Here is a 16692-nt window from a genome sequence, read left to right on the forward strand (position 1 = left end):
AAGGACCGTATTTTTATGCTTGTTATCCTAAAAAAGGTCATTATATTTAAAATTTTTCGTAAAATTTACTTAAAGCATATATTTAAACTTAATAAAACGTATTTTATATAAAAAGGAGTGATTCTCTTAATGATATACGATTTGTATAAGGCAATGTTCTACCTTGAAGATCTAAGAGAGATATTAAGGAAGAATACCCCATTTAATTTAGATGAGAAAGACAAGAAAGAATTTAATAAGATATTGAAAGAAACAATACAGACTTTGGATAAATTAAACCTTGAATCGATCGATGATGGTAGCAGTATAAGATACATATCTGATAAGATCGAGATCAGAACTAGAGAAGAAGAGTTTATAAACATAGACCCGATACAAGCAGGTGGTCGTCTTACACCAGAGGCACGAAAAGTTCTTATATCCTATGGAGATGGCTACTCCGTTTGTGATAATTGCTTTAAACCGTTCAGGTTGGATTGTATAAAAAAACCACCTATTCAAGAATTTATTTCCGAATTAGCAGAATTTTTGAATATGGACGATGTACGTGTTGTACGCGGAGCAAGAAACGGTTTTCAAATAGTAGCCAACGCATTGTTAAATAAGAATGATATCGTATTGATCTCATCCTTGTCTCATTATACATTGGCACTGTCTATTGAGTCTATGGGTGCTGTATGGAAGGAGATACCTGCTGGAAAAAATAACGTTGTAACTGCAGAAGAGACGGCAAAAAAGATAGAGAAGGTTAAAGAAGAGACTGGGAAGTTGCCAAAATTGGTGGCTATAGATCATATCGATTATAATTATGGAAACGAGCACGATGTCTATGGGATATCCCGTGTATGCAAAGATTATGAGATACCTTTTCTATATAATGGTGCATATACCGTTGGTATAATGCCTGTAGATGGAAAAAAGATTGGCTCGGACTTTATTGTCGGTTCTGGCCATAAATCAATGGCTTCTCCTGCACCGACAGGCGTTCTTGCAACGACTGATGAATTTAAAGATGTGGTATTCAAGACAACCAAACAAAAAGGTGATATAACAGGAAGAAAGTTTGGAATAAAAGAACCATATTTGTTAGGTTGTACTGTTATGGGCGCTCCATTAGTTGCAATGATTGCCTCTTTTCCTAAAGTCAAGGAGAGGGTAAAAAATTGGAACGAAGAGATTAAAAAATCAAATTTTTTTATATCAGAGTTTTTAAAGATAAAGGGGAACAAGGTCTCGTCTGAATTACCAAGAAAACATACTTTGACAAGAGTAGATACAAACGAATCTTTCGATAAAATAGCAAAAAAACACAAAAGAAAAGGTTTCTTCCTTTACGATGAGCTGAACGCACGTAAAATTACCGGATTGTTTCCTGGATCAAGTAAAAATTTCAAACTAAACACTTACGGATTAAATTGGGATCAAATAAAGTATCTATCCAGCTCTTTTATTGATATAGCAGAAAAATACGGATTAGATGTCGAATAATTGCTGAAATATTTAAATGTTAAAAAGACTTAAGGAGAATCAAATGAGAAGCGATGATATAAAAAAAGGATTTATGAAAACGCCCCAAAGAGCGTTATTAAAGGCGGATGGGTTGATAGACGGAGATTTTGATAAACCTTTTATAGGTATTGCTAACGCTTGGAACGAGATCGTCCCAGGACATCTACATTTAAAAGATCTTGCAAAAAGCGTAAAAGATGGTATAAGTTCTTCAGGTGGTGTTTCCTTCGAATTTGGAACTATAGGTATATGCGATGGGATAGCAATGGGTCATAATGGCATGAGATATTCTTTACCATCGAGAGAGATAATATCAGATTCTGTGGAATTGATGGTAGAGGCACATAGGCTAGATGGGATCGTTATGCTATGTAGCTGTGATAAGATAATACCAGGTATGCTTATGTCTGCATTAAGGATGGATATACCGGCAATATTCGTTACAGGAGGTCCTATGCTTCCAGGATATTATGAAGGTAAAAAGTTAACATTCATCTCTGCACACGATGCATTTTCGAAGTATAAAGAGGGTAATATAGACAAAGAAGATCTAAAAGGTATCGAAGATAATTGTACTCCTGGTTGCGGAAGTTGTCAAGGTCTATACACGGCAAATACCATGTCATGTATTACAGAAGTATTAGGGCTATCTCTTCCGTATTGTGCGACAGCATTGGCGGTATCGGCTGAAAAAAGAAGAATAGCAAAAGAGAGTGGCATTAGAATAGTCCAAATGGTAAAAGAAGATTATAAACCGAGTGATTTTATATCTTATGAATCATTTGAGAATGCTATAACTCTTGATATGCTATTAGGTGGATCTACCAATACTGTGCTACATATTCCTGCAATAGCAAACGAGATGGGAATAAAGATAGATTTAAAATTATTCAATGAGATAAATGAAAGGACACGGCATATCTGTAGTTTAGACCCGAGTGGTCCATACACGATGAAAGATTTACACGAGGCAGGAGGGATTCCTGCAGTTGTTAGAAGAGCAATAGATCTATTTAATGATGTAAGAACGGTTACAAAGCGTAAATTAAAAGATATTGTGAAAAATGCAAAGATCGTTAATGAAGATGTTATCAGACCGTTAGACAATCCATACCACAAAACAGGTGGTTTAAAAGTTTTGTTTGGTAATTTGGCAGAAAAAGGTTGTGTTGTTAAAACTGCCGCAATAGATAAATCTATGTTACATTTTAAAGGTAGAGCTGTTATATTTGATTGTGAAGAAGATGCTATGGATGCGATATTAAACAAAAAGATAGATAAAGGAGATGTTGTAGTTATACGATACGTCGGTCCTAAAGGCGCACCGGGAATGCCAGAAATGTTAAATCCAACCTCTGCAATATCTGCGATGGGGTTAGACAAATCGGTAGCATTGGTAACCGATGGTAGATTCTCTGGCGGGACTAAAGGGCCATGTATAGGACACATCTCTCCAGAAGCTGCTGAGGGGGGAATGATTGCATTATTGAAAGATGGAGATTTGATAGAGATTGATATACCAAAAGGAATTATACGAACAGATTTAGATGATGAAGAGATTAATAATCGTAAAAAAGCATGGAAACCGATTAAAAAAGAATTAAAAGGATACTTATTAAGATATTCTCGCCAGGTCTCGTCTGCTGCAGATGGCGGTGTTTTGAGATAAAAAAAATTAGGGAATAGGCAGACCGAGACGAATGTCTCGGTTATTTCTTACCTATCTTGCCTAACTCCGTAAATAACGGCATTAGTGCGGCGCCTTTCATCAATGCACCTTTTATCTTTAGCTTACCTCCGGTGAATATCTTCATTATATCGGACATCTTACCAGAGGCTAGTTGCGGATAAAGATCGAGAAGCGTCTGTGTCGGGAGGACGAGTGTCAGGTCTGCACCTTCCAATCCGTTTTCTACCGTCATCATTCCGGAATCGAACTTCGTCTTTATGCCTATACCCATATCGACTAGATCCATCCCTGCGGTAACTTTAGCACTCTTTATCTTCTCGAAGGCTTTAGATAGATCTGGATTACCTTTTATGTTATTCTGAACTATCTCGTTTATGGTAGGGATTATATCGGGCATGATATCCTTTATTGCCTTACCAACTTCGTTAATCCTGTCAACCCCTCCAATTTTCTCTAAAATACCTTTGAATCCGCCTAACGCACTTACTGCACCTATGGCGTCATCCAATGTCGCACTTTTAAACTCCTGCAGAAGACCAGGTAGTTCCTTCTTTATCTCCTCCGGAGATTTCTTAATCGTTTTCTCTATTGCATCTTTTAATTTTTCTGCCATGATTTATCACATATTTTGTTTTACAATTTATATTATTTATAGTTTTGTATTTTAATTACTTTTTTTATCTTTAATAAAGATATCATATAAAGTAAAATAAAACTCAAACAAAGATTTATCTATTTGGTTTATTCCAGTAGTTATAAACTTTTGAAAGCGCTTTAAAACCACATTGCATATCATTAAAAACGAATAAACCTTTATCACTTAATATCTTTCTATAGTTCGTCTTAGAATTATAATCTCCTGAAAGATATACTACTATTGGTTTATCTGATCTTTTAATCAATGAATCTATATTAAAAGACTTTTCTATTTGCAACCTAGAAAACAAGAAGATTAATACCACTATGTCTATCTCGTCATCATTTAAAGCAAGATCTATTGCAAGATTTAATGCCTCTTTATAGCCTATCTTTTCGGCAGTAGGCCATATATCTATCGGATTTTTAGGTGGCATCCATGAAGGATAATATCCTTTAAGCTTATCGAGAGTTTTTGTTGCAGGAGATAAAACAAAACCTGCGTTATCTGCCAAATCGGATGATACTACTCCTATTCCCCCAGTAGGAGTAATTATTGCGACTCTATTACCTTTTATTGGAGGATAAGAGAGGATCATCTTACATAAAGAGAATAGTTCATCAAAATCGTCTGCCATAATACAATTTGCTTGTTTCATTGCGTATTCCACGATTTTAGCGCTACCAGATAGGCTACCTGTATGACTTTTTGCTGCCTCCATACCAGAATAGGATTTTCCACCATAGAGAAGTATTATCGGTTTGTCTATTTTTTTAACAATATTCAGAAACTTTTTTCCATTTATAAACCCTTCTAAATAGAGTAAGATCACGTCGGTCTCTTCATCCGCTGCCAAATATTCTAATAGATCACATTCATTTATATCACATCTATTACCTATAGCACAGACTTTAGATATACCAAGCGAATATCCTGTCAATAGTTCAATTAATAGAGCACCAGAGATAGTTCCTGATTGTGCAATTATCGAGACGTTACCTTTTTTAATCTTTGGAATATACGCGAAAGTCGTTACGAGTCCGTTCGATGAGACGATACCTGTGCAATTTGGACCCCAAAGACGTACGTTATGCTCTTTTGCTAGTTGTACAATTCTATCTTGAAGTTCTTTTCCCTCTTTAGATACCTCAGCAAAACCAGAACTCTCTATAATCACGTTTTTTATACCTTTCTTAATACATTCGATCAGAACGTTCTCTACAATAGAGGCATTTACAAATATAATTGCAAGATCTATATTAGAGGGAACATCTAAAACGCTTTTATAGGATTTTAAACCACATATTTCCGTTGCATTTGGATTTATTGGATAAATAGATCCGTTAAAATTATGAATCATATTTTTTAATATTTTATATCCGTCTTTATTAGGATTGGAACTAGCACCTATGATAGCTACGGTTTTTGGATTGAAAAATTTGTATATAGATGAATCCATATCTTAATCTCCTTAAGAAATTGATTTTATATAATCGATATAAACGATAAAATTTACTTATATAAATATTAAGTCTAATACAATTTAGATGCGAAACGATAAACCGATCTATTAAAGGGTTAGATAAAAATGCAATCGATAGAATCCAGTTATGATTTGGTTAAACCATTCAATATAAAAGATAAACAACTATATATCGGTAATATAAGTGTAAAAGAACTTATCGAGAAGTACGATACACCGATATTCTGTATAAGCGGAAATAGATTTGAGGATAATATAAAAGAGTACGAAGAATCGTTCAGGCAGGAAGGATATAAATATTTTATCATAGCATATGCAATAAAAGCACATACCAACCTTACTCTTCTAAAATTTGCTAAAAATAGAGGCACAGGTTTTGATGTCTCTTATAAGAACGAGCTTTATGCTGCATTGAATACGGGTATATCACCTGATAAAATTTTTTTCAATGGTAATGCTAAGAAGAGAGTAGCATTGGTTGAAGCGATAGAGAAAGGTGTTATGATAAACGTTGATAACTTGTCAGAGATCGATGAGATTATAGATATCCAAAAAAGGTTGGGTAAAAAAGCAAGGATTAGCGTAAGAGTCAATCCGGAGATTAATGTGGATACAGATCCTGCGGTCGCCACCGCGGTTAAAGGCAGTAAATTCGGTTTAAACTTTAAAACAGCTGAAAAAGCTTATAAGTTGGCTATATCTAACAACATGGATGTAAAAGGAATCCATATGCATTTAGGATCGCAGATAACAAATATGTCTGTTTTTAAAGAAGGTGTAACAAAATTTGTTGAATTTGCCAAATATTTAGAAAAAGAATTAAGGTTAGAGTTTGAATTATTAAATTTTGGTGGTGGATTGGGTATATCTTACGCAAAAAACAGATTAGAAGAGGAAAAAGTGGTTGAAAATTTAAAAGAGATATATAAGAATGAAAATATCCATTCAAACTTATATTGTCCAATAACCAAGAGGGAGTATGTTAAAAATATCGTTGATTCTGTATCTATCCTCAATCATGATGTCAAGATAGTAATAGAGCCCGGAAGAAGCATAGTCGGAGATGCTGGCATCCTGGTCGGACGAGTTCTGAATATTAAAGATTCGTTGATAGCATTGGATATAGGTGCTAATTTGGTATCGGCGAATATAATAAGTAGCTACAACAATATCATTGTTGCAAATAAGGCAGGAGAAATTCCAGATGGTAATCCTGTTAAATTTGTTGGTAACCTGTGTTATGCCGGAGATTTTGTCTCTCCTTTTGAATGGAAGATGCCAGAGTTGAATAAGGGAGATATTGTATCTTTGATGGATGCTGGTGCATACCATTGGTTCTTTGCATCTCGTGGTAATTCTGTAGAGTTTCCAGCAACAGTAATGGTTTATAAAGGGAAAGATTATCTGATACGACGAAGAGAGAGATACGATAACATCTTTGGAGACGACTTAGAGATTGATTTGTAAAAATTTTTACTGTAATCTTAACAAATTTAAAAACTCAGATATACCGAGCCAGAATGACATAACGATTAAAAAAAGGAGAATGAGTATATTAATACTCTCTCTTCAGCCTTCACCGAGATACGTGCGCCTATTTGAGAACCTAAGATTGCTCCCAGTGTGATTATTGCAAAAAGATATGGGTCGGTGTTACCAAGCAGAACGTGTTCGATAGAGCCTGGTATTGCTGCGGCGCCCTCATGCATACTTATGCCCAAAAAGATTACAAACGCTGGTACAAGAATAGAGCCACCGCCTATACCTAAAAAACCAGATAAAAATCCGGTTACAAGTCCTATTATAAAGATGCGTAGAAATTTTACGTCCGCTTTAGTTTTATCTTTTAAAAAATCGATAATGTTATGCTTATCTCTTCTAATATTCTCGAAAATAAATCTTAATGCAATTATAAAGATAAAAAATGAGGTAAAAATCATTAATGCACTTCCTTCAAAAAAATTAGTAAACCATGCACCAAAAAAGGCAGATAAAGGTCCAGATAAACCACATATTAACCCTATATCTGTCCTAACTAGCCCTTTTTTATAATAGACCATAATTGCGGATATTGCGGTAGGGATTACTATAGGTAAGGCAGTACCTATTACAGTTTTTCCTGGTATTCCTAAAAAAAGGCGCATAAAAGGAATAGTGATGGTTGCGCCACCAACACCAAAAATACCTGATGAGATTCCCGAGAATATGCCTATCAGCAAAGCGATTATTATATAAAGAAAAAATCAGGCATTGTATCCTCCATATTTTAGATCTGCAATTATCTAGATCTTTTATTAATAACATATAAAAAGACACGCTGTCAATATTTTTATTAATACTTTATCGGTCGTTTTAATCTTATTTTTATAAAAAATTTATCTGCTGAAAATTAAACATTTTTATAGGTTTTTATTGTCAATAAAAGCTAAAATATAACAAATTTCCAAATAATTTACGCTACTAGTATCTTATGATACCTATATTCTTTTTTATTTCATTTTATGTTATAGTATTTTTTATATGTAAAAATAGTTATAAAAATAAGGTATGAACAAAAAAAATAAGAAAAACTTTAAACTTATAATATTCGATTTTGATAATACCATTGGTAAGTTGGATGTCGATTGGAGAAGATTGATCAATACTTTAAATATAAAAGAACCATTAAATGATTATTTAGATAGAATAAATAAAGAAGATAGGCAAAAAATATTTAAAATCATAGAAGCGAACGAGATGGAAAAAATAGATAATTTTAAACCAGATAATGACGTGGTATCGTTTATAACAAATTGTGATGGTTATAATTTAGCAATTTTATCCTCAAACAGCAAAAAAGCTATAGAAACGGCATTGAAACGATTAGGATTGTTAGATAAGTTTGATATAATTTTATCCGGAGAGGACGTCGAACGGCTAAAACCATCCTCAGAAGGGATTATTAAAATTTTAGATGAGTTAGGTATAGATAAAGATGATGCAATCTTTTTAGGAGATAGTTATGTAGATATGAAGGCATGTAATGCCGCTGGTGTAAAATTTGTTCTATCGCTTGATGAATTGAAAAAGTCTTTAGATTGTACAAATGTATAAATTTGTTGTAGACCGAATGTTATGTAGGTTGGGAAGATGGTTAAGGATTTTTGGCTATGATACCCGAATAATAAACGAAGAGCTTGATGATAAACGATCGAAAAAAGATCTTACGAATCGAAGATTAGTAGCTCACAAATCGAAGATTTGTGATGACGATCTTCTTATAGAGATAGCAAAAAAAGATGGGCGAATTCTTGTCACGAGAGATATAGCTTTGCATGATAGATCTATTAAAAATAATTTAAAATCTGTGTATATCGGGTCTAACTTTATAGAAAGACAGATCTTCGAATTAAAACAGGCTATTGGGATAGAAGTAGCATTAAAAATGACCCGATGCACGATATGTAACGGAGATGTTAAGCTTTACACATCGAATAGAGAAGAGTTATCTTATATCGATTATATGCCTGAAAGATTATTATCTGATAAAAAAGAGAGATTATGGGTCTGTACAAAATGTGGCCAATTCTACTGGATCGGTAATCATTGGAGGATGATGAGACTTATGGTCGAGAAAGTTAATGATCTCAGATGAAATTTATAAAAGAGATGCCATAAGTTAATATGACAGAATTTTTAAAATTAATTGTTGATCTATCGAACAAATCAAGAATTCGGTAGATTTTTAATCCATATGTTCAAAGAGGCGCAATAAGAAGGATTACAATCTACAACACATCCTATACATACAGCAATTCTGCCATCTTCCGAGAATAAAGGATCAAATATTGATCTTGTAACGGGTTCAATAAGGTATCCTCTTGATTTCTCAGTCCGTATCCATCTTCTGGCTATCAGTCCCTCTTTCTCTAGCTGGATTAATATTTTGGAACAACGTGCCTCGGATATCTTCAAATTTTTTGCAATATCCTTCTGTAAAATTTCCCCTTTATCATTAATTTCAAATAATATCTTAGATCTTATCAAATCCTCTTTCATTTTACCGTAAATATGATTTTAACCTTTAACTCACTCTTTTGCCTCACAGATAGAGACTATATTATTCCCCCGCAAAAGCACGGCACCTAGTTTTCTGGTCTTCTCACCGTTTTGTAATTCGACGGTATCATCCATATATATATTCATATAATCGTCTACGCTCTTCAAAAATCCCTCTAAAACGTATTTTCCTCTTTTCATCTCTATCTTAACTCTTTTATTGATCCATGCTTGAACCTGTTTTGATGGTAACATATAAAACCTCTAAATTTTTTTGATGGTATACAGTTTATTATTAAGTGGTATTTATAGTTTCTAAAATTCCTGAATAAAAATCCTATATTTTTTATTTTATTTATAGGTTACTATCATGAATCCGATTCGTGGTTTACAAATCTCTGATTTGTAATATCCCCTTTATATAACTCTACAGATATACCTGCTTTGTTAAAATATTCTAGACTCATTTCATCCGGATATGATATGGAATATACAACCCGCTTAATATGGGCATTTATCAGCATCTTTGCACAAAGACTGCACGGGAGATGGGTACAATATAAAGTGGCATCTTTTATGCTTATTCCATGAAGAGCTGCTTGGATAATAGCATTTTGTTCTGCATGTACACCTCTACAGATTTCTTGGTTTTTTCCGGATGGAATATTATTAGAATTCCTTAAACAACCGATATCCAGACAATGTGGTAAACCACTCGGTGCGCCGTTGTAACCTGTGGTAAGAATCCTTTTATCTTTGACGATAACAGCACCTACATGATTTCTCAGGCATGTAGATCTTGTAGCAACAATCTTTGCTATATTCATAAAATATTCATCTATATTAGGTCTCTCATTCATCTGATCCTTCTCTGATTTTGTTATTGTATAACGGTTTTATTTATAATTATCCTATTTTTATATATATCATACCTCAAAGTTTTGTATGGTTGTTCAATATACATCAAAAATTTTATATAAGGATCAACCTACATCAAGGGGATATAGTATGATAAAAGTTGGAATAATCGGAGGAACTGGATACACAGGTGGAGAGCTTTTGAGAGTATTGTATAATCACCCAGAAGCAGAGATAAGCGTGGTTACATCAAGAAGCAACGAGAATAAAAAAGTTAGTGATGTCCACAAATATTTAAGAAATATAGTCGATTTGACTTTTACAAAGACCGATCCAAGATCGGTCAGCGAATGCGATGTAGTCTTTACAGCAGTGCCGCATACTAAAGCTATGGAGATAGTGCCAAGGCTCTTAGATTCTGGCATAAAAGTTATAGATCTGAGCGCGGATTATCGGTTAGATTTTGAGATATACGAACGGGTTTACGGTGTAAAACATAAAGATAAAGGAAGAAGTGCCGTATATGGTCTTTCTGAATTATACAGAGAAGAGATAAGGAATTCATCATTGGTAGCAAACCCAGGGTGTTTTCCGACGGGTGCGATTTTATCTGCATATCCGATCGTATCGAAAGGATACGTAGAACAAATAATATTCGATTCAAAGACTGGAATATCTGGTGCAGGGGCATCTCCTACCGATAATTCCCATTATCCTAACATGGCAGAGAATGTGATACCATACAAATTGACTGCTCATAGACATCTAGAAGAGATGAGATCTATACTCAAAGGTGTTAGAGTTAGTTTTACACCCCATATAGTTCCAGTAATACGAGGCATACTTACTACTGCACATATCTTACTCAAAAAAACTTCCAGATTGGAAGAGATTATCGAGCTATACAAGAAATATTATAAAAAAGATCCATTTATTAGAGTTTTTAGTGATATACCCAGCCTCTCATACGTGCGTGGCGCAAATTTCTGTGATATTGGTGGTTTTGCATTAGAAGTAGAGAACGACCGGCTTGTAGTTGTCAGTGCAATAGATAACCTTGTTAAAGGTGCAGCAGGACAAGCGGTACAGAATATGAATATAATGTTCGGCTTAAATGAAAAAACAGGGTTATTTTATCCTGGGATCTCGCCTTGATAAGCAAGATCAAGGATGAAAATCTGTGTGTCCTGGCAAATTATTTAAAAAATAAGAAAAATAAGATTATTTCATCGCACCCATCATCATATCCATCATGAATCGAATGACGTCGATCAGCACGCCAGGTTGAAACAACCATCTAATGAGTCCGCATAATATCTCTGGATCTAATATCGGCAGTATCATCTCGATTGTCCCAGGTATGTCAGTTAGCATCCCTTTCATCATTGGGAACATCGTCATCTCCATCAGTTCGATCATTATTTTTATATCCATTTAACCACCTCTTTTTTATTAAATTGCCTTTAACGGTATAACATAAGGTCTACTATTATTATCATCTACAGTTGCCTCGACACCATAAACGGATTTTATATTCTCTGGTGTAATCACCGATTTAGGATCTCCAGCATCGTAGACCTCTCCTTTCTTAAGAAGGACTATTCTGTCAGAAAATCTGGAAGCCAGATTCAGATCGTGCATTGCCATCAGAGCGGACACCTTTCCTCCTTTCACGATCTCTTCGATGATCTTTAAGACCTCCAGCTGATGTCTTAAATCCAGATTTGATGTAGGTTCGTCGAGCAAAAGTATTTCAGGTTCCTGCGCGAGCGCCTTTGCGATCAAGACTTTCTGCATCTCCCCTCCGCTGATTCCGTCAAAGGATCTCAGTGCCATATCCTCCAGACCCATCAATTTAAGAATCTTAAATACGACCTCTTTATCCTTCTTTCCAGATCTCCAACCGACATAAGGTCTTCTTCCGACCATAACCGCATCGAATACGCTACAGGGAAGGACGTTTATAGCCCTTTGTGGAACATAACCGAGCAACTTTGCGATCTCATTCTGTTTCATCTCTCTTAAATCTTTCTCATCTATTAAAACGGTCCCTTTTGGTCTCAGCATCCCACCTATACACTTGAGAAGGGTCGTCTTTCCAGAACCGTTCGGTCCAAGAAGGCTTACGATCTCTCCCTCTCTAACCTCGATCTTCACGTCTTTGAGGGCGAATCTTGAACCATATTTAAAAGAGAGATCTCTTATCTCAAGATTCAATAGAATCCACTCCTCTTTACTGCGAGATAAAGGATGAACGGGATGCCTACGATTGTCATGATCATCCCGACAGGTATCTCTATCGGTTGAATTGCAGTTCTCGCAACGGTATCAGTTCCTAAGAGCAATAAAGCACCTATCAACGCTGAACAAGAAAATATGAACCTATGATCATTTCCCATTGTCGTTCGTGCTATAAAAGGTGAGATCAGGCAGACGAATCCAATGACGCCTGTGAAGCATACGATTACAGAGACGATCAATGTTGCCAAGATCATAGAGATCATCCTTGTCCTTTTCACATTTATTCCAACACTCGCTGCTGTGTCGTCACCAAGCACCATCGCGTTCAGGTCCCTTGCATACCAGATCAGCAAAGGGAACGTGATTATAAGAAGGATAGATGTTGTAAATACGCTTATCCAGCTACTCGAGATGAGATATCCCGATAAGATCTGAGATATACCTATTGATCCTCCTATTATCCCTGCTACCGATGCTAAGATAAGAAATAGGTACATCAAACATATTCCACAGAGTATCACCGTTTCGGAGCTCATTTCTCTCCGTTTTGCGATCAAATATATCAATAACAGGGCAACCATGCCGAAGAAGAATGCAAAGACGATGTTAATCCCTATACCAGCACCAAAGATTCCGCCGACCATCGCACCGAAGAATGCAGCCGACGATACACCAAGAGTGAACGGGCTTGCTAAAGGATTATGCAGAACGCCCTGTACGACAGCACCGGATAATGCAAGACCCATACCTGAGACGATCGCCATAAGAATTCTGGGTAGTCTCAATTGCCAGACGATCGTATCTGTATAACTCGATCCTCTTGAGAAGATGCTATCTATAACATCTTCGAGACTTATAGATGCAGCACCCAGCGGTATTACCAAGATCGCTAATACTATTAAAGACGCAAGAAGAAGAGATAAGATACCAAACCTTCTTGCAGTATATTTTGCGTATCTCTCTTCTGTTTTATAATTCCGGATAGACATACACCCCCTTATACTCCAATCCATACCACTTCTCTAACCATTCTGCGTGGAACTCCTCCGGATCCATGTCCTCGAACCGATCAGGATAAAACATTTTTGCCAGATAAATTAGACCTACTGGCCACCTTGCCGATGTCTGAAGCATGCTGAAAGGGAATATATAGACCCTCTCGTTCCTCACGGCGTCTATTGCACTCGATCCAGGGCGGTTCATTATTTCATCTCTTATACTTTTAAGCATATTCACATCGGGGTTGTCGGTGTATCCGATGGACATCTGGTATGGCTCTCCCCTAATCATCTTTCCGATCCCTTTTGTCATCACCGACATGGGCAGAAACTCCCCGATGATCACCTGGGGATTTGCCTCTATAATTGCTTCCTGACTGACCGTGCGAATCGCTAATCCTGTAGAAACCTCCATTCCAGCAGGCAATCCGGGTATCGTCGGCATCTGAAACTCCTCTCCACCCATTGAAAAGACATTTCTTCCTCCTGCCATCTTGATAAGCTTATCTATCGGCGATCCTTCTGCCATCGTCATGTATGGAAAGTGAAACTCCCAATAAACTCCCACTCTTTCACCTGAAGGTATATCCTTCACCCGATCTTCGACCATCCTTATGTACGAATGGACGAACTTGAGATACTCCTCTGCTCTCTTCTCTTCTCCGAGTATTATCCCCAGATTTCTCACATCAAAATCATAAGTTCCTGGATCCCACAGATTCAGATAGACCACCTTGATGCCAGCGGCTTCCATCTTCTCTTTAAACCCAGGAAGGAACATGAGATCGTTTGAGGCGATCACCACATCTGGTTCCAGAGCAATGATCTTCTCATAGCTCGGGAAGTGGTGGAGTCCGACTGAAGGTTTATTCTGTAATGTCGGATAGAACTCTGGTTCTGCCAGAGGTATCAGATCGATACCGACGAGTTTATCTTCTCCCCCCAATGCGACGATTACCTCATCCGCAAAGAGGTTCACGTTTACCACACGCTCCACAGGATACGGTATCTCAACCCTATTTCCCAACGAATCTATGATAGTAACGGTCTTTTCTTTATCAGCCTTTCCTTTATCAGCATACGTTACCGGAGCCAAAAACATGGTACAGGCGATCAGACAGGCGAGCATCGCTCCCACAATTTTTTCATTCATCTTTTTACCTCCTATTCTTTTAATCTTCTATACCATTCTATACCATATTGTTAGATACACAAATAATCTGCCCTAAAAAAGCTCGGTTTTGGATAAAGATCCTAATTAGAATATTACCCAAAAACCTATAATTCAGCCTTTTAGTCTTTTGCTTTGAGAATATCATCTATCGCCATCGAGATCTGCTCATAATATCCTTCGGCGTATCCGTCGATCCATCCGTCCGTGATTACTACGTCCATCCCGTCGTATTCGAACTCTGTTCTGTACTTTCTGAGGCCATCTTCGTAGTATTCTTCCCATGCCGGAGGCTCCAATCCCCAGGCCTCTCTAAGTCCGATCAACGTCTCGTATCCAGAGTTTCCGACTTCGTATGGAACGTCTATACAGTACTCGTATCCTTCTTTTACCGCTTTATCTGCCGCCTCTTTTATAGAGAGAATCTTGTTATCTGGATCCATCATCCCATCTGCCATTTCTGCGTATACCTGCCAAACAACTATCTTTCCTCTCCAGTTTTTAACGATATCCAAGTTGTATATCTCGTTTTTAGCTCCATCGAATGCCTCTTTTGCATACTCATGATACGGCTCATCTTCCCAAACACCTGAACAAGGCATTCCATGATGATTTAGGATAACAACAACGTCTTTATCATTCTGTATTTTTTTCAACTCTTCTTCTACCTTATTTGCAACACCTTTATTATACGCATCCGTTCCACCTATCTGACCAGAAAAGACGATATTTACGTCCAATCCCTTCTCTTCGAGGTATTCAGATATTTCTCCAGCCGGATGTTCAAACTCCGAGAATACGACATAACCTTCAGCCAATACGAGATCTTTCACACCCTCTTCTCTTACCAATCTTTCTGAAGCAATCCTAAAATCAGGAAATCCTGGACGGGCAGCTCCAAAACCTCTTTTTATGACGATCTTATCACCGTATCTCTCTTTCAACATCGATTCTACCTCATCCATTATTCTCTGCTCTCGCCCCCCACCAGGATTATAGTTATCCATTTTTTGATATAAACCATACATGTCCAAGCCCATATACTCCCAAAAGTCTGATTCTCCCTTTCCTGGTCCGTCTGGTGCTAAATAGTAAGGATGTTGAGGCATCATCTCCCCTATCATAGGTATCGAGCTGAAGATTGATACGAACGACCTGGATACCCATTTATAATCTTCACCTTCGTAAGAGTTTCCCCAGGCATCAATCAGGTTCGGATCATCTTTTGGCTTGGAAGCAAATGGATCATCTCTATCCACAAGCAACGTGCCGGAATCCATCATATCCAATAATTTTTCAGCGGTTGTTGCCATATAAGGCATCTCCCTCATTGCTGCTCCCGATCTCATGTAGTTATGAAGAAAATTTTTCCATCCAACATACGCATCGGCGTCGTATCTCTCCGGCTCACCAAAACCTATCAATAGCACGCCGATTTTACCCTCTTGTGGCTCTGGTGTCGCCGAAACAAGAGGGGATAATAGCGTGAACGATAGGATCGCCACAAAGAGCAGACCAACCAACTTATTCTTCGATCTCTTCATATCTTTTACTCCACTTATTTTATTTAATTTTTGATTTATTCACCTTTTATCTATTCGGCCATAACCTCCTCGGGCAAAACCTTAAAGATAGCCGCCACCATACCCAGCATTATGATGAGTACTCCGATGATCACTACTATAATGCCGGCGATCGGCCCGGCAATCCCTGCCATCATTCCTTTCATGAATATCATGAGACCTCCGACTGAAACGAGTGTCCCGATGATGCACGGTAGAACCGCATACGCCAACCACTTTGGTAAAGCCTTCAATGCTTTCTTATATTCAACCATTTTCATCACTCCTTTTTGAGTTGCATTTCATAATAATCTCATAACATCGTTAGGTATACAAATAATATGCCCTAAAAAGACTCTGTTTTAGATAAAAATCTTAACTTTGTTAGGATTTTGGAAAAAAACTAACTTCTACCAGAAAAGATGGGGATTTGATAAATATAGAAGATACCTCGATCAAAATAATTCATACCCTGGACATAGCATAGGAAGCATATGACAGCAAT

Annotated in this window: 18 protein-coding genes; 6 read left to right on the plus strand and 12 right to left on the minus strand. The window is 36.9% G+C overall.

Annotation, left to right across the window (positions count from 1 at the left end; genetic code table 11):
• The first annotated feature begins 129 nt into the window (after positions 1-129).
• A complete protein-coding gene (gene pscS / locus LPC15_RS06640; protein WP_229234613.1) occupies positions 130-1488 on the plus strand; it encodes an O-phospho-L-seryl-tRNA:Cys-tRNA synthase in 1359 nt (452 codons plus the stop codon).
• 43 nt (positions 1489-1531) lie between these two features.
• Positions 1532-3178, plus strand: coding sequence for a dihydroxy-acid dehydratase (gene ilvD, locus LPC15_RS06645; protein WP_229234614.1), 1647 nt, complete (start codon positions 1532-1534; stop codon positions 3176-3178).
• A 40-nt stretch (positions 3179-3218) separates the two neighbouring features.
• On the opposite strand, the gene LPC15_RS06650 is transcribed toward ilvD, so the two are convergent.
• Positions 3219-3812, minus strand: coding sequence for an SCP2 sterol-binding domain-containing protein (locus LPC15_RS06650; protein ID WP_229234615.1), 594 nt, complete (start codon positions 3810-3812; stop codon positions 3219-3221).
• Positions 3813-3927: 115 nt separating this feature from the next.
• Positions 3928-5295, minus strand: a complete 1368-nt coding sequence (locus tag LPC15_RS06655; protein WP_229234616.1) for an acetate--CoA ligase family protein — start codon at positions 5293-5295, stop codon at positions 3928-3930.
• A gap of 129 nt (positions 5296-5424) precedes the next feature.
• Here LPC15_RS06655 and LPC15_RS06660 point away from each other — a divergent pair, with 129 nt between their 5' ends.
• Positions 5425-6786, plus strand: a complete 1362-nt coding sequence (locus LPC15_RS06660; RefSeq protein WP_229234617.1) for a diaminopimelate decarboxylase family protein — start codon at positions 5425-5427, stop codon at positions 6784-6786.
• Between the two features lie 65 nt (positions 6787-6851).
• Here LPC15_RS06660 and LPC15_RS06665 read toward each other — a convergent pair whose 3' ends face one another.
• Positions 6852-7538: a sulfite exporter TauE/SafE family protein gene (locus LPC15_RS06665; protein ID WP_229234618.1), complete on the minus strand. Its 687-nt coding sequence runs from the start codon at positions 7536-7538 to the stop codon at positions 6852-6854.
• 328 nt (positions 7539-7866) lie between these two features.
• Between LPC15_RS06665 and LPC15_RS06670 the strand changes: the two genes are divergently transcribed.
• The gene (locus LPC15_RS06670; RefSeq protein WP_229234619.1) at positions 7867-8412 is read left to right on the plus strand and encodes an HAD family hydrolase; all 546 of its coding nucleotides are present in this window, start codon (positions 7867-7869) and stop codon (positions 8410-8412) included.
• A complete protein-coding gene (locus LPC15_RS06675) occupies positions 8405-8953 on the plus strand; it encodes a Mut7-C RNAse domain-containing protein (RefSeq protein ID WP_267496941.1) in 549 nt (182 codons plus the stop codon). Before LPC15_RS06670 ends, LPC15_RS06675 begins: the two co-directional genes overlap by 8 nt.
• Positions 8954-9024: 71 nt before the next feature.
• Here LPC15_RS06675 and LPC15_RS06680 read toward each other — a convergent pair whose 3' ends face one another.
• The 3 genes from LPC15_RS06680 to LPC15_RS06690 form a co-directional block, all read right to left on the minus strand.
• A complete protein-coding gene (locus tag LPC15_RS06680; protein WP_229234621.1) occupies positions 9025-9357 on the minus strand; it encodes a winged helix-turn-helix transcriptional regulator in 333 nt (110 codons plus the stop codon).
• A 30-nt stretch (positions 9358-9387) separates the two neighbouring features.
• On the minus strand, positions 9388-9612 hold the full coding sequence (locus LPC15_RS06685; protein WP_229234622.1) for an LSM domain-containing protein: 225 nt from the start codon (positions 9610-9612) through the stop codon (positions 9388-9390).
• Positions 9613-9725: 113 nt separating this feature from the next.
• Positions 9726-10217, minus strand: coding sequence for a deoxycytidylate deaminase (locus LPC15_RS06690; protein ID WP_229234623.1), 492 nt, complete (start codon positions 10215-10217; stop codon positions 9726-9728).
• Between the two features lie 148 nt (positions 10218-10365).
• Here LPC15_RS06690 and argC point away from each other — a divergent pair, with 148 nt between their 5' ends.
• Positions 10366-11370 carry an N-acetyl-gamma-glutamyl-phosphate reductase gene (argC, locus tag LPC15_RS06695; protein WP_229234624.1) on the plus strand — a complete coding sequence of 335 codons (1005 nt, stop codon included), beginning with the start codon at positions 10366-10368 and terminating at the stop codon, positions 11368-11370.
• 66 nt (positions 11371-11436) lie between these two features.
• Here argC and LPC15_RS06700 read toward each other — a convergent pair whose 3' ends face one another.
• The 6 genes from LPC15_RS06700 to LPC15_RS06725 all read right to left on the minus strand — a co-directional run bounded on the left by LPC15_RS06700 (position 11437) and on the right by LPC15_RS06725 (position 16462).
• Positions 11437-11649, minus strand: coding sequence for a hypothetical protein (locus tag LPC15_RS06700; protein ID WP_229234625.1), 213 nt, complete (start codon positions 11647-11649; stop codon positions 11437-11439).
• An 18-nt stretch (positions 11650-11667) separates the two neighbouring features.
• Positions 11668-12432: an ABC transporter ATP-binding protein gene (locus LPC15_RS06705; RefSeq protein ID WP_229234626.1), complete on the minus strand. Its 765-nt coding sequence runs from the start codon at positions 12430-12432 to the stop codon at positions 11668-11670.
• Positions 12429-13445, minus strand: coding sequence for a FecCD family ABC transporter permease (locus LPC15_RS06710; RefSeq protein ID WP_229234627.1), 1017 nt, complete (start codon positions 13443-13445; stop codon positions 12429-12431). Before LPC15_RS06710 ends, LPC15_RS06705 begins: the two co-directional genes overlap by 4 nt.
• On the minus strand, positions 13426-14607 hold the full coding sequence (locus LPC15_RS06715) for an ABC transporter substrate-binding protein (protein WP_229234628.1): 1182 nt from the start codon (positions 14605-14607) through the stop codon (positions 13426-13428). The genes LPC15_RS06710 and LPC15_RS06715 overlap by 20 nt, the downstream gene beginning before the upstream one ends.
• A gap of 140 nt (positions 14608-14747) precedes the next feature.
• Positions 14748-16169 (minus strand): hypothetical protein, encoded by a 1422-nt coding sequence (locus LPC15_RS06720; RefSeq protein ID WP_229234629.1) that lies wholly within the window; start codon positions 16167-16169, stop codon positions 14748-14750.
• A 50-nt stretch (positions 16170-16219) separates the two neighbouring features.
• Positions 16220-16462 (minus strand): hypothetical protein, encoded by a 243-nt coding sequence (locus LPC15_RS06725; protein ID WP_229234630.1) that lies wholly within the window; start codon positions 16460-16462, stop codon positions 16220-16222.
• Positions 16463-16692: the final 230 nt, after the last annotated feature.

Source organism: Candidatus Methanoliparum sp. LAM-1 (assembly GCF_020885915.1).
Classification (GTDB): Archaea; Halobacteriota; Methanoliparia; order Methanoliparales; family Methanoliparaceae; genus Methanoliparum; species Methanoliparum thermophilum.

Excerpts from the sequence above, each read along its gene's own strand:
- pscS (WP_229234613.1), top strand. The coding sequence starts at position 130 with ATGATATACGATTTGTATAAGGCAATGTTCTACCTTGAAGATCTAAGA.
- ilvD (WP_229234614.1), top strand. The coding sequence starts at position 1,532 with ATGAGAAGCGATGATATAAAAAAAGGATTTATGAAAACGCCCCAAAGA.
- LPC15_RS06650 (WP_229234615.1), bottom strand. The coding sequence starts at position 3,812 with ATGGCAGAAAAATTAAAAGATGCAATAGAGAAAACGATTAAGAAATCT.
- LPC15_RS06655 (WP_229234616.1), bottom strand. The coding sequence starts at position 5,295 with ATGGATTCATCTATATACAAATTTTTCAATCCAAAAACCGTAGCTATC.
- LPC15_RS06660 (WP_229234617.1), top strand. The coding sequence starts at position 5,425 with ATGCAATCGATAGAATCCAGTTATGATTTGGTTAAACCATTCAATATA.
- LPC15_RS06670 (WP_229234619.1), top strand. The coding sequence starts at position 7,867 with ATGAACAAAAAAAATAAGAAAAACTTTAAACTTATAATATTCGATTTT.
- LPC15_RS06675 (WP_267496941.1), top strand. The coding sequence starts at position 8,405 with ATGTATAAATTTGTTGTAGACCGAATGTTATGTAGGTTGGGAAGATGG.
- LPC15_RS06680 (WP_229234621.1), bottom strand. The coding sequence starts at position 9,357 with ATGAAAGAGGATTTGATAAGATCTAAGATATTATTTGAAATTAATGAT.
- LPC15_RS06685 (WP_229234622.1), bottom strand. The coding sequence starts at position 9,612 with ATGTTACCATCAAAACAGGTTCAAGCATGGATCAATAAAAGAGTTAAG.
- LPC15_RS06690 (WP_229234623.1), bottom strand. The coding sequence starts at position 10,217 with ATGAATGAGAGACCTAATATAGATGAATATTTTATGAATATAGCAAAG.
- argC (WP_229234624.1), top strand. The coding sequence starts at position 10,366 with ATGATAAAAGTTGGAATAATCGGAGGAACTGGATACACAGGTGGAGAG.
- LPC15_RS06700 (WP_229234625.1), bottom strand. The coding sequence starts at position 11,649 with ATGGATATAAAAATAATGATCGAACTGATGGAGATGACGATGTTCCCA.
- LPC15_RS06710 (WP_229234627.1), bottom strand. The coding sequence starts at position 13,445 with ATGTCTATCCGGAATTATAAAACAGAAGAGAGATACGCAAAATATACT.
- LPC15_RS06715 (WP_229234628.1), bottom strand. The coding sequence starts at position 14,607 with ATGAATGAAAAAATTGTGGGAGCGATGCTCGCCTGTCTGATCGCCTGT.
- LPC15_RS06720 (WP_229234629.1), bottom strand. The coding sequence starts at position 16,169 with ATGAAGAGATCGAAGAATAAGTTGGTTGGTCTGCTCTTTGTGGCGATC.
- LPC15_RS06725 (WP_229234630.1), bottom strand. The coding sequence starts at position 16,462 with ATGGTTGAATATAAGAAAGCATTGAAGGCTTTACCAAAGTGGTTGGCG.